The organism is Sinimarinibacterium thermocellulolyticum, from assembly GCF_040327995.1.
GTDB lineage: Bacteria > Pseudomonadota > Gammaproteobacteria > Nevskiales > Nevskiaceae > Solimonas > Solimonas thermocellulolyticum.
The window spans coordinates 69,734-82,199 of record NZ_JBEPIJ010000005.1; the positions used below are offsets into that span (position 1 = coordinate 69,734).

Consider the following 12,466-nt stretch of genomic DNA (forward strand, 5'->3'; position numbering starts at 1 on the left):
CCTACGAGCCCTCGGCAGGGGTGAGGGCAGTCGAGGCGAGGCCGCAGTCGAAGCGCAGACCCCTCATCGCGTCGGTGGTGCACCAACGTGTCGCCAGCGCCGGCCCCGAGCCGGGCACGGCGACCGCGGCGTCGGCAACATTCACGGTGCCGCCGTCTTGCGCCAGCCACAGTCCGCAGGCCGCACCGGCGCAGAACAGCGTCAGCATCTGGGTTCGTTTGAGACGGAGGCGGCGGCGGATCTGGGTCTCGTCGTAAATGCGCAACATGGTGAGTATTTGTTCTTTTTTCGGGTATTGTACACAACTGCTCCCTGACGGCCGAGTTATCGCCGTGACCCCGCGCGCGACGCGCGGGCGTTCACCCGCCGATTGCGCTGACATGTTCCCACCGACCCTACCGGCGCTGCGCCGCGAGGCGCGCGCCAACCTGCGCCTTGCGGCGCCGATTATCGTAACCCAGTTCACGTTCATGGGTATGGGCACGGCCGATACGATCATGGCTGGCCGCTACTCGGCGCAGGGACTGGCGGCCGTCGCCGTCGGTGCGAACGTGTGGTTTCTCGCGTTCATGGTGTTCATGGGCATCCTCATGGCGTGTTCGCCGATCGTCGCGCAGCGCATCGGCGCCGGCCGCAGCGTCGGGCAGACCGGCGGCTTCGTGCGCGCCGCGCTGGCCTTCGCGGTCGTGCTCGGCCTGATCTGGATGCTCGGCATGCGCCTGGTTGCCGAGCCGGTGCTCGACGTTCTGTCGCTGCACGAGCCGGTCCGCGGCCAGGCGCGCGACTACATCCTCGCCGCATCATGGTCAGCGCTGCCGCTGTGCCTGACCTTCGTCGCGCGCCATACCGCGGAGGCGCACGGGCTGACGCAGGTGGCCCTGCGCGCCGGTGTCGTCGGCCTGCTCGTCAACGTGTTGTTCGACTGGCTGCTGATGTACGGCCGGCTCGGCTTTCCGCAGATGGGTCCGGAGGGCTGCGCCTGGGCCACCGTTCTTGCCGCGGCAGCGATGCTGTTGACCTACGCGTTCCAATACCGGTGTAACGGCACGCTGCGCGCGCTGCAGTTGTGGCGTCTGCACACGCCGCAACTGCGCGACGACGTCGGCGAGATCCTGCGTTTGGGCCTGCCGATCATGCTGATCGTCACCGCCGAGTCTTGGATGTTCAACATCGGCGCGCTGATGATGGCGCGCTTCGGAGCCGACACCGTCGCCGCGCACCAGATCGCGATCAATTTCGCCGCGCTGTCGTTCATGGTGCCGCTGTCGATCGGTTTCGCGACCACGGTGCGCGTGGGGCTGGCCGCCGGCGCCGGCGACGCCGCCCAGGTGCGCCTGCGCGGTCAGGCCGGCATCGTGCTGGGCGCGTGTTTCGCACTGCTGTCGGCAAGCGTGATGGCGGCGATGCCGGGCGTCATCGTCGGTCTGTACACGGATGCCGAGGCGGTGACGCCGCTGGCCGTGCGTTTTCTCTATTACGCCGCGGTATTCCAGATCTTCGACTGCATCCAGGCCACGGCCAACGGCGCGCTGCGCGGCGTCAAGGACACGCGCGTGCCGATGTTCATCACCGTGTCGGCGTACTGGATCGTTGGCCTGCCGCTGGCCTGGTGGTTGTCGTTCCGCACGCCGACCGGGCCCTTCGGCGTGTGGTGGGGCTTTCTCATCTCGCTGGCGATTGCCGCCGCCGGGCTGTCGCTGCGGTTCGCGCTGCGCGGGTCGCGGCGCGCAGCGGCGCCGTAGCTCGAGCCTTGGCCAAACGCCTGTGATCCAGGTCGCGGTGATCGACAGACAGCGCCCGTACAGTCGGCTCGGGCGCTCAGGATCTCGACGACGTCCGCACACCTTGGAGCGGGAGAGTGAACGATGGTGCAGCTCAGACTCAAGCTCGCGCTGCTGCTCCTCGCGTTGAGCACGATCGCCGGCTGCGCGGCGGTGCCGCCGGCTGAACAGGCCTATCACACGCGGGTGATCGAGACCTGGATCGGCAAGACCGCGTCGGCGCTGTGGCTGTCATGGGGGCCGCCGGCGCGGCAATTGACTGCATCCAACGGCATCCGCTTCGACATCTACACGCAGCGCATCGGCAAGCCCGCCGGCATCGATGACCCGGCGCTCGATCGCCTGTATGCGTCGGCTTCGGACGCCGACTGCCTGACCTATTTCGCCGTAGACCCGAAAACCGACCGCATCCTGCTCGCGCGCTGGCGCGGTACCACCTGCGCGTCGTATCCGCCGCGTCGCGGACCGGGTGCGATACGTTCGATACAGCCAACCGGTTTTTGACGCGCACGGGTCGCGTACACTGCTGGCGGTCATCACAACCGCAAGTGGGGGGAAGAGATGGGCGTTGAACTTCGCCCCGTACGGCGCGCTGCCGTCGGCCTGGTATGCCTGCTGGTCGCTTCGGCGTCGACAGCGCTCGGCGCGGTCGAGCCGATCGCCAGCAGCGGCTATTTGCCGTTGTCGGACGGCACGCAACTGCGCTACTCGCTGTATCTGCCGCCGGGCGAGGGGCCGTTTCCGGCCACGCTGATCTACTCGGGTTACAACGCCGGCAACAATCCCTATGACATCAGCTTCGGTGGCATCGGACCGATGCTGCTCGAACGGGGCATCGCGGTGATCGGCGTGAGCCTACGCGGCACCGGCTGCTCGCAGGGCGTATGGGTGCCGTTCTCGCTACGCTGGGGACCGGACGGCGCCGAAGTGGTCGACTGGATCGCGCGGCAGCCGTGGAGCGACGGCAACGTGGCGATGGCCGGCGTCTCGTTTCCGGCGATCCTCGCACTGGCGACGGCGGTGCAGCGGCCGCCGGCGCTGCGCGCGGTGCTGCCGATGGTGCCGCTCGGCGAGCTGTACCGTGACGTCGCCTATCCCGGTGGCATCTTCAACCTGACCTTCGCCAGCGCTTGGACGCTGATGCAGAAGGTCGGCACGCCGTTTTCCTTGTTCGAGGCGCTGCAGGGCGACACGCGCTGCGGCACTGCGGTCCTCGGGCAGAACGACCCGCGTCACATCACGGTGGTCGAGGCGGCGAGCATTCCGTACGTCGACAGCGATGAGCGCTACGAGAAGTTCCTGACGCCGGAGCTCATCGAGCGCATCGCCGTGCCGGTGCTGGGGCAGGTCGGCTGGCAGGACGAGCAGCTCGGCTCGCGCGCCTGGCATGCGTTCGAACGGCTCGATCCGTCGCGCACCTGGATGCTCGGCGTCAATGGCGCGCACGGCAGCATCGTCCACAGTGCGCGTTTTCGCGCGCTGGCCGCGGATTTCCTCGAACACTTCCTGCGCGGCGGAGGGCCGCAGGACTTCGACGCGCCACGCCTGCAGATCTGGAAGGGCTTTTCGACCGATCACGAGCCGGCGCTGATCGAGACCTACGACCAATGGCCGCTGGTGCCGCAGACATTGACGCTGCATGCACAGCCGGATGGCAGCCTGCGCCCCGAGCCGCCGACGGCCGATGCCGCGTTCAGCTATCTGTACCCGCTGCCGGCACCGAGCACGTTGACGCTGGTGCTGGTGCCCAACCCGACGCAGCTCACCTATCTGTTGCCGGTACTGCCCGGCGGCTCGGTGGCGCTAACGACGCCGGCGCTCGCCGAGGATCTGCGTATGTTCGGCCCAGCGAGCGCGGATCTGTGGCTGTCCGCGCCGGCGCTCGACGTCGATGTCCAGGTGTCGCTGGTCGAGGTGCGGCCGGATGGACGCGAGATGTTCGTGCAGCGCGGCTGGCTGCGCGCCTCGCACCGTGCCCTCGATGAGACGCGATCGCAGCCGCGTCTGCCGGTGCACACGCATCGGCAGGCGGACGCGAGGAATCTGACACCCGGCGAGGTGACGCCCTTGCGTGTGGAGATCATGCCGGTCGCGCACACCTTCGCCGCCGGTTCGTCGCTGCGGCTCTACATCGAGGCGCCTCTTGGCTTCTCGGGTTTTCGTCAGCTCGCGCTCAATCCGCTGCCGACGCAGGTGAGCGTGCACGTCGGCCCGCAGACGCCGACGCGCTTGGTGTTCGGTCGGGCTCCGGCGCCGAAGTCGACGTTGCGCCTGACGGACGCGCTGCCGGGCTGCGGCAGCGTCGAGAACCAGCCCTGCCGCAGTAGTCCGCAGGCCGTGCCCGAGGGCAGCCTGAGCCTTGCCGACACACCGTCGACGGGTGGTCGCGGCGGCGGCGCATGGACGCGGTGGCTGCTGCTGTTCGCCCCTTTACTGAGGCGGCGCTGCGTACAATAGCGGCCCCCGACGTCCAGCCGCGCGCCAGAAGACCATGTCCGAGCCGTTCAATCGCCGATCCAAGACCATCACTCAGGGCGTGCAGCGCTCGCCCAACCGCGCGATGCTGCGGGCGGTCGGCTTCACCGACGCGGACTTCGACAAGCCCATCGTCGGCATCGCCAACGCCCACTCGACGATGAATCCGTGCAATGCGGGCATCCAGCCGCTGGCCGATCGCGCCGCCGCCGCGATCAAGTCGGCCGGCGGCATGCCGCAGACCTTCGGCATCCCCACCGTGACCGACGGCATCTCGATGGGCACCGAGGGCATGAAATACTCGCTGGTGTCACGCGAGGTGATCGCCGACGCCATCGAAACCGCGGCGTCCTCGCAGTGCATGGATGGCCTGCTCGTCGTCGGCGGCTGCGACAAGAACATGCCGGGCGCGATGATCGGCATGCTGCGCCTGAACATCCCGTCGGTGTTCGTCTACGCAGGGACCATCAAGCCCGGCCACTGGAAGGGCGTGCCGCTGACCATCGTCTCCTCGTTCGAGGCCGTCGGGGCCTTTCAGTCCGGCAAGATGTCCAAAGAGGACTTCGACGGCATCGAGCGCAATGCCTGCCCGAGCGTCGGCGCCTGCGGCGGCATGTACACGGCGAACACGATGTCCAGCGCCTTCGAGGCGCTGGGCATGTCGCTGCTCGGCTCCTCGCAGATGGCCTCGCCCGATCCGGAGAAGGCTGACTCGGCGGCCGAGTCCGGGCGCGTGCTGGTCGAGGCGATCCGCCGTGACTTGAAGCCGCGCGACATCGTCACGCGCAAGGCGATCGAGAATGCGATCGCGCTGGTGATGGCCACTGGTGGCTCGACCAACGCGGTGCTGCATTTCCTCGCGATCGCGCATGCCGCCCAGGTGCCGTTCACGATCGACGACATCGAAGAGATCCGCCGGCGCACGCCGGTGCTATGCGATCTCAAGCCTTCGGGCAAATACGTGGCCGTCGATCTGCATCGCGCCGGCGGCGTGCCGCAGGTACTCAAGATCCTGCTCGCCAACGGCTTGCTGCACGGTGATGCGCTGACCATCACCGGCCAGACCCTGGCCGAGGCCCTGCGCAACGTCCCGGAGGCGCCGCGCTCGGACCAGGACGTGATCCGCCCGTTCGACCAGCCGATCTACCGGCAGGGTCATCTCGCCGTGCTCAAGGGCAATCTCGCGCCCGAAGGCGCGGTCGCCAAGATCACCGGCCTCAAAAACCCGGTCATCACCGGCCCGGCGCGTGTGTTCGACTCCGAGGACGCGTGCATGGCGGCGATCATGGCCGACCGCATTCAGCCCGGCGACGTGCTGGTGATCCGCTATGAAGGCCCCAAGGGCGGGCCCGGCATGCGCGAGATGCTCGCCCCGACCGCGGCGCTGATCGGCAAGGGCCTGGGCGAAAGCGTCGGCCTGATCACCGACGGGCGCTTCTCCGGCGGCACCTGGGGCATGGTCGTCGGCCACGTCGCGCCCGAGGCCTTCGTCGGCGGCACCATCGCGCTGGTCGAGGACGGCGACAGCATCACCATCGATGCTCACCGGCAGTTGATCCAGCTCAACGTCGACGAGGCGGTGCTGGCGCAGCGCCGCGCGGCATGGCAGCCGCCGGCACCGCGCTACACGCGCGGCGTGCTCGCCAAGTTCGCCAAGCTGGTCGGCAGCGCCGCCCGCGGCGCCGTGACCGACTAAAAAGCGGCGTGCCGCCGTTCAGACCCCGCTGACGCAGGGCAGGCCGAAGAACGCGCGCGCCGTGCGTGTCGTCGCGGCGGCGAGCGCCGTCTCGGTGACGCCGCGCGCCGCGGCGAGTGCGCGGACCACCCAGACGAGATGGGCCGGCTCGTTGCGCCGGTGGCTGGTCTTGGGCGCGGTGCGCGGCAAGAGATAGGGTGCGTCGGTTTCCACCATCAGGCGCTCGTCGGGGATGATCCGCACCGCATCGACGAGATGCTTGCCGCGGCGTTCGTCGCAGATCCAGCCGGTGATGCCGATGTGGCAGTCGAGCGCGAGATAGTCCTCCAGCGCCGCCTGCGTGTCGGTGAAGCAGTGCACCACGACCGCGCCGAGTTGCGCGCGGTATTCGCGCAGCATGGCCAGAAAGTCCGAGTGCGCGTCGCGTTGATGCAGGAACAGCGGGCGCTGCGCCTGCGCGGCGATGTCGAGCTGAGCGGCGAACACGCGGCGCTGCACCTCGCGCGGCGAATAATCGCGGAAATAGTCGAGTCCGCACTCACCGAGGGCGACGACTTGGGGCTGCGCCGAATGTTCACGGAGCTGTTCGGCGATGCGCGCATCCCAGTCGCGCGCATGATGCGGGTGCAGTCCGGCGGTGGCGTATAGCCGCCCGGGGTGTGCGCGTGCCAGTTCCAGCGCCGCAGCGTTGCTGTCGAACGAGCTGCCGGTGACGACGATCTGCACCACGCCGGCTGCGGCAGCGCGTTCGAGCACGGCGTCGCGGTCGGCATCGAAGCTGTCGTGGGCGAGGTTCGCTCCAATGTCGATCAACGCCATCACGGCAAACCTCCTGAGGCGGCGAACCGATCCGGGCCGTTTGCCAGGCATGGACGGCCAACGGCAGTCCATGGACGCGCCAGCGCACTCGCAGTGAGATCGAACAGCAGCGGTGGCGAGGAACCGATCATGGCGAGGGCGTGGCTCCGGGCTTGGCAAAGCATTCGTGGCGCCACAGCACGCGCTGTTCGACTTCGGCTCGCCCCCCTGGCGGCGGTGTCATCTCCAACATGTAGATCATTCGAAAGCTCATCAGGCGGCGGTTGCGCGCATCACCTTCGAGCTTGTCGGCATTCCAGCTGCGGCACAGGTACTTGCCGTAGTAAAGACGCTGGTTCGCGTACTGCGCCTCCCACAGTCGCCCGCGGTAGGTCAGCCAGCGAATACCGCCGTGAGTTTGCGAGTAGAGCCTTGGCTTCTCGAAGCTCGGTGCGCCGCGCTCGGGATGCAGTACGTCGATCTCGCTGCCGTCGGCGAGCCGACCAGCCACCACCAGCCAGCCGTCTTCCTTGAGCGGATAGGGCGCGAACATGTTCCACAACTGGTCGATGCGAATGATGCGAAACAGCGGGGTCAGCGCCGCATAGCTGGCCTGCGGCGGCATGCCGATCGTATGCCCGTTCCAGACCAGGACGAGGACTACGAAGACCGCGGCGATACCGTTCCAGAAGCGCCCGAGTTCCCAGCGCATCGTCCGTCGCGGCAGCAGCCATGCGGTCAGACGACCGAAGGTGCCGCGGTTGCGCGCGACGAAGTCATAGACGGCATTGCCCGGCCGTTCCAGCGCCGGTAGCCGCAGCAGTGGATACAGCCAGCCCAGCAGCGGCGAGTGTTTGACCAAGATGGTGAACGCCGGCCACTTGAGGTAGGCCTGCTCGTCGCCGTCGATGACCACCCAGGAGTAGTTCGCTTCCATCAGCGTGCGTGCGCGCGGCGTCTGCTGCGCGGGTGCGATCGGGCTGCGCGGCAGAATCAGGAACTGCTGGAACAACTGGCAGGACTTCAGACAGAAACCGCAGTCGATGTCGTAGTAGATGCGCGGCGGCTGCGGATGGCGGCGCCGGTGGCGACGGTCCAGCGCGTCCCAGACCCAGCCGCCGGTGAACACCGTCAATGAGGCGAGGCTCACGTACGGGAAATGGCCGAGTTCCAGGCACAGCAGAAAGCCCACATGCATCAGCATGAAGCACAGCATCAGGCCGAAGCGCAGGTATTTGAGCAGCAGCGGCGTGAAGATCAGAATCGGCCCGAGCAGTTCGAGCCACCAGACGTAAAAGCTCAGCGCCTTGGTCAGCGGCAGGAACTCGTTCAGCAGCTTGCCCAGCGGCAGCACATGGCGGTCCAGCGACAGCGCGTAGTAGACCGCGGTGTAATCCGGTACCCACTCGCGCCCCGATTTGAGGATTGCGCTGAAGAAGTAGACCGACATCACCTGCAGCAGCAAGCCGACGCTGGCCCAGGATAAGTGAAGATTCTCCTGCGGCGGCGGATTCTCGGCGAGGGCCGCGTCGACCGAAAAGCGCGCGCCCAGCGGCAGGAACATCGACCAGAACAACAGGCAGCAGATCAACAGGTCGCCGCCGATCAACACCACCGGATTGCGATTCAGCAGCGAGGCCCACATCACGAAGGAAGCGATCGTCGCTAGCCTTGTGCGCCAGCCGAGCGTGAACATCAGTGCCAGCACGCACTGCAGCAGCAACAGTACGACGACGAACCAGGCCTGGCCGCCGGCGAGGAACAGCGACAGGCGCGGACCGATTTCCGATTCGATCAGCCAGGCGCGCGGCATCACGCCCGTGTCGGCCCAGAAGGCACCGACATCGCCGAACGCGGTCAGCAGGTTGCAGAACAGCACGCTGCCGAGGGCGAAGCGGAACAGCGCCAGCGTGCGCAGGTCGATGCCGAAGATATCGGCAAGACGGGGGAAGCGTTGCGTCAGATCCATGTCCCGAGCGGAAATCGACAGCGACACAAATGACAAGGGGAGCCGGCGGCTCCCCTGGTCGACCGATTGAACGGCTCAGTCCTGGACGATCAGGTCGCCCATGTAGCCGGTGCCGCCGTCGAGCAGGCGCTGCTGCTCGACTGCCGCACGCGCGTCCTCGGCGAACTCGTACTCGGTGCGAAAGCCGATGTCGGTGAAGCCGCCGAGCAAGCCGCCACCCGTGCCACCAGTGCCACCGCCGGTGCCGCCGGTGCCGCCACCCGTGCCACCAGTGCCACCGCCGGTGCCGCCGGTGCCGCCACCCGTACCGCCCGTGCCGCCGCCAGTGCCGCCGGTGCCGCCACCCGTACCGCCCGTGCCGCCACCCGTACCGCCGGTGCCGCCGCCGGCGCCGCCCGCACCGCCACCTGCCGTCGACCCACCGGTGGTGCCGCCGGCCGAGCCACCCGGATCGGGCGATTCGTCATCGCTGTCGGCCACGGCGACGGCCACCACGCCGACGCCGACTGCGCCGGCGGCGAGTAAGCCCCAGTCGACCGCGGTCCAGATCGTGCCGGCCTGATTGAGGCGATGGCTGTCGATGAATGGCATGCCGTGGATGTGCGCCGAGGAAAAGCCGGTGCCATTGAACTCCACCGACATGATCGGCGCGGCCGGCCGGTCGAAGTAGCGGGAGTCATGATCGAGGCGCAGGCCGTAGAAGAAGGACTCCGCCGCGCGCTCGGCGCCGCCGAACTTGAAGTGGACGTAGGCATGCGCCTCGGGATGGCGCTCGTCCGGCGCCGCCGCGTTGGCAAGCCAGCCGGCGCCCAGCAATGCAGCGCCCGTGCCCAGCGCCGTGATCAGGTTACGCATCTCGACTCCCCCAAAGGTGATGACAACTCCGTCGCCAAGCCGAAGCCTATACGGCCCCCGCGGCACAGGCAAGCAGGGATTGCCTGACCGTCGGTGTAGGGCACAATGCCGATTCTTCTTTGCAACTCGACGACCAGCCCCGTGAGCGCATTGCCGGCCGCCGGCACCACCGCCGAGCATCTGATCGATGGACCTGCCGGGCGCATCGAGGCGCTGTGGTCGACGCCGCGCACCGCGCGTGCCGATGCCGCGCGCGCGATCGTCTGCCATCCGCATCCGCTGTTCGGCGGCGCCATGTCGAACAAGGTCGCCTACACGCTGGCGTCCACCGCGCAGAAGGCGGGTCTGCACGCCCTGCGTTTCAACTTCCGCGGCGTCGGCCGCAGCGAGGGCGTGCACGACGAAGGTCGTGGTGAGACCGCGGACGTGGTGTTTCTCGCCGGCTGGCTGCGTGAACGGCTCGGTCCCGGGCCACTGGTGCTACTCGGCTTCTCGTTCGGCGCCTGGGTCAGCCTGCGCGCGGCGGCGGCGCTACGGCCGGTCGCACAGGTCAGCATCGCGCCGCCGTTCGGCAAGTACGTCGGCGATGCCGGCGTGCCGCCGCGTCCGCCGTGCCCGTGGCTGGTCGTGCACGGCACCGACGACGAGGTGGTCGACTACGCGCAAACGCGCGCGGTGCTCGATACCTACGTGCCGCCGCCAGAACTGGTGAGTCTGGACGGTACCGGTCATTTCTTCCACGGACGCCTGAACGAATTGTCGAGCACCGTACTCACCTTCCTGCAGGCGCACCTGGACTGACACCGGCGTTTGTTATCCTGCCAGCTCGTTCGTGGCCTGACCCACCGGAGCCTGCCCATGCGTCGTCGATTTGCCGTTCTGATTCTCTGCTTGCCGGTGGCGACGCCGGCGCTGGCCGATACCGAGTTCCGCATCGACTGCGGCCTTGGGGCTGCTGGCTGCCAGGCCGCCTTCGAGGGCGCGGTCGAGGATGTCGCCGCGGCCCTGAACTACAAGGCCCTGGGCCCGGCCGAGGCCGGCGGCATCACCGGCTTTGGCATCGGCGCTTTCGTCAATTACACGCCGACGCAGAACGAGGACGACTGGCGCGCGCTGACCGGCACCGACGTCGATGTCGTCGGCATGGCCGGTGTGGTCGCGACCAAGGGGCTGCCCTTTGGCATCGATGTCGGCGCGTTCTACACCGCGGTGCCGGACACCAGCGTCAAGGCCTACGGCGCCGAGCTGCGCTACGCGATTCTCGAAGGCGGCATCGCTTCGCCGGCGCTGGCCGTGCGTGGCGCGCTGACGCGCACCAGCGGCATCGACGACTTCGACTACGAGTCGTACAGCGTCGATGTCTCGCTGTCCAAGGGCTTCACCGTGCTGACGCCGTACATCGGCGCCGGTTACGTCTGGGCCGAGGCCGATCCGCGCGGTGACGCTGCCGCGGTCACCGGGCTGCGCAAGGCCGAAGTCGACGAGCAGCGCTTGTACGTCGGTCTGCGCGTGAGCTTGCTGCTGCTCGAACTCACCCCCGAGTATGAGCGCGTGGGCGACAACAACGCCTACAACCTGCGCCTGGGCCTGTCGTTTTGAGCAAGCGGATGCTCGACAAGCTGGCGGGTCTCCTGCGCGCATCGCCGACCATGGGCGCCGACCAACCGGCGCACCGTCACCTGGCGATGGCGGTGCTGCTGGTCGAGACCGCGCGCGCCGACTTCGCTGACCAAGCTGAGGAACGCGCGGTGATGCGCGATGCGCTGGTCGACGCCCTCGGTCTGGCGCGCGCCGAGGCGGCGCAGATGGTCGAACAGGCGTTCGCAGAGTCGCGTCAGGCGGTGTCGCTGCACGGTTTTATCGACACGCTCAATCGCGAGCTCGATGCCGACGGCAAGCGCCAGCTGCTCGAATGGCTGTGGCGCGTGGCCTATGCCGACGGCCGCGTCGATCCGCAGGAGGAGGCGCGCATCCGCCAGCTCGCCGATCTGCTGTTTCTGCCGCACGCGGACTTCGTGCGCCTGCGGCTGAAAGTCGAGGCTGAGCATGGCGAGCGGGCTCGCGCGTGACCGGCGGCTCGCCAGCGTCGGTTCAGGCCGGCATCGTCAGGGTACGACCATTCCAGCGGTCGTCGACCGCCGAACTGTGGAGCCGATCATCGTGAATCTTCGAATCCCGATTGTGGCGCTGTTGGCGGCCGTCATCGCCGTGGTCCTGAGCATGGTTGCGGCCACCGTCAGCGCCGCGGAGTCGCCGCGCGCCACGGCGGCGCCGACGCAAGCGGCGAACGATGCCGACCAGACCTACTCGTTGGAGGAGATCCTGCGCGAGGCCTCGCGCTTCTTCGGCGCGACCAGCGAGGCGCTGGCCAAAGCGATCGAGCGCACGTTCTCCGATCACGGCCGACCCAGCGCCTATATCTTCGGCAGCGAGGGCGGCGCCGCGCTGGTCGTCGGCCTGCGCTATGGCGAAGGCCGGCTCCAGTACAAGGGTGGCGGCAGCATGCCGGTGTACTGGCAGGGACCGAGCATCGGCTGGGATTTCGGCGGCAATGCGGCCAAGGTGTTCACGCTGGTCTACAACCTCGAAGAGAGCCACCAGTTGTTCCAGCGCTTCCCGGCGGTCGACGGCAGCCTGTACGTGATCGCCGGCTTCTCGGTGAATTACCAGCGCAGCGGCGATGTCGTGCTCGCACCGATCCGCACCGGCGTCGGCTTGCGTGCCGGCGCAAGCCTCGGTTACATCCACTACACCCGCGAGCGCTCGCTCGTCCCGCTCTGACCGGATCCGTCTGCCGGGCTGCGAGCACCCCTGGCGTCGACGGGTCGGCGCGCGCCGATGTCAGCGGCCGAACTCCTCGCCCAGGAGTCGGTCAAAGCGCGTAGAATCCAA

The 12,466-nt window shown here is 68.1% G+C and carries 12 protein-coding genes; 8 read left to right on the plus strand and 4 right to left on the minus strand.

What is annotated here, in order from left to right:
- Window position 1 precedes the first annotated feature (1 nt).
- On the minus strand, window positions 2–268 hold the full coding sequence (locus ABSH63_RS05995; protein WP_352888314.1) for a hypothetical protein: 267 nt from the start codon (window positions 266–268) through the stop codon (window positions 2–4).
- Window positions 269–380: 112 nt separating this feature from the next.
- On the opposite strand from ABSH63_RS05995, the gene ABSH63_RS06000 reads away from it, so the two are divergent.
- The 4 genes from ABSH63_RS06000 to ilvD all read left to right on the plus strand — a co-directional run bounded on the left by ABSH63_RS06000 (window position 381) and on the right by ilvD (window position 5,952).
- Window positions 381–1,742: an MATE family efflux transporter gene (locus ABSH63_RS06000; RefSeq protein ID WP_352888315.1), complete on the plus strand. Its 1,362-nt coding sequence runs from the start codon at window positions 381–383 to the stop codon at window positions 1,740–1,742.
- A gap of 123 nt (window positions 1,743–1,865) precedes the next feature.
- The gene (locus ABSH63_RS06005; protein WP_352888317.1) at window positions 1,866–2,285 is read left to right on the plus strand and encodes a hypothetical protein; all 420 of its coding nucleotides are present in this window, start codon (window positions 1,866–1,868) and stop codon (window positions 2,283–2,285) included.
- A gap of 57 nt (window positions 2,286–2,342) precedes the next feature.
- Entirely contained in the window at window positions 2,343–4,238 is a 1,896-nt protein-coding gene (locus ABSH63_RS06010; protein WP_352888318.1) for a CocE/NonD family hydrolase, read from the plus strand.
- 34 nt (window positions 4,239–4,272) lie between these two features.
- Entirely contained in the window at window positions 4,273–5,952 is a 1,680-nt protein-coding gene (gene ilvD / locus ABSH63_RS06015) for a dihydroxy-acid dehydratase (RefSeq protein ID WP_352888319.1), read from the plus strand.
- A gap of 18 nt (window positions 5,953–5,970) precedes the next feature.
- On the opposite strand, the gene ABSH63_RS06020 is transcribed toward ilvD, so the two are convergent.
- From ABSH63_RS06020 to ABSH63_RS06030, 3 genes are all read right to left on the minus strand, one after another.
- A complete protein-coding gene (locus ABSH63_RS06020; protein WP_352888498.1) occupies window positions 5,971–6,771 on the minus strand; it encodes a TatD family hydrolase in 801 nt (266 codons plus the stop codon).
- A 127-nt stretch (window positions 6,772–6,898) separates the two neighbouring features.
- Complete coding sequence (locus tag ABSH63_RS06025) at window positions 6,899–8,719, minus strand: DCC1-like thiol-disulfide oxidoreductase family protein (RefSeq protein WP_352888320.1); 1,821 nt, start codon at window positions 8,717–8,719, stop codon at window positions 6,899–6,901.
- Window positions 8,720–8,794: 75 nt separating this feature from the next.
- The gene (locus tag ABSH63_RS06030) at window positions 8,795–9,574 is read right to left on the minus strand and encodes a hypothetical protein (protein ID WP_352888321.1); all 780 of its coding nucleotides are present in this window, start codon (window positions 9,572–9,574) and stop codon (window positions 8,795–8,797) included.
- A gap of 141 nt (window positions 9,575–9,715) precedes the next feature.
- On the opposite strand from ABSH63_RS06030, the gene ABSH63_RS06035 reads away from it, so the two are divergent.
- From ABSH63_RS06035 to ABSH63_RS06050, 4 genes are all read left to right on the plus strand, one after another.
- Window positions 9,716–10,375, plus strand: a complete 660-nt coding sequence (locus tag ABSH63_RS06035; RefSeq protein WP_352888322.1) for an alpha/beta hydrolase — start codon at window positions 9,716–9,718, stop codon at window positions 10,373–10,375.
- A 57-nt stretch (window positions 10,376–10,432) separates the two neighbouring features.
- Window positions 10,433–11,173, plus strand: coding sequence for a hypothetical protein (locus tag ABSH63_RS06040; protein WP_352888323.1), 741 nt, complete (start codon window positions 10,433–10,435; stop codon window positions 11,171–11,173).
- Between the two features lie 8 nt (window positions 11,174–11,181).
- Window positions 11,182–11,643 (plus strand): tellurite resistance TerB family protein, encoded by a 462-nt coding sequence (locus tag ABSH63_RS06045; protein ID WP_352888324.1) that lies wholly within the window; start codon window positions 11,182–11,184, stop codon window positions 11,641–11,643.
- A gap of 91 nt (window positions 11,644–11,734) precedes the next feature.
- A complete protein-coding gene (locus ABSH63_RS06050; protein WP_352888325.1) occupies window positions 11,735–12,355 on the plus strand; it encodes a DUF1134 domain-containing protein in 621 nt (206 codons plus the stop codon).
- Window positions 12,356–12,466 lie beyond the last annotated feature (111 nt).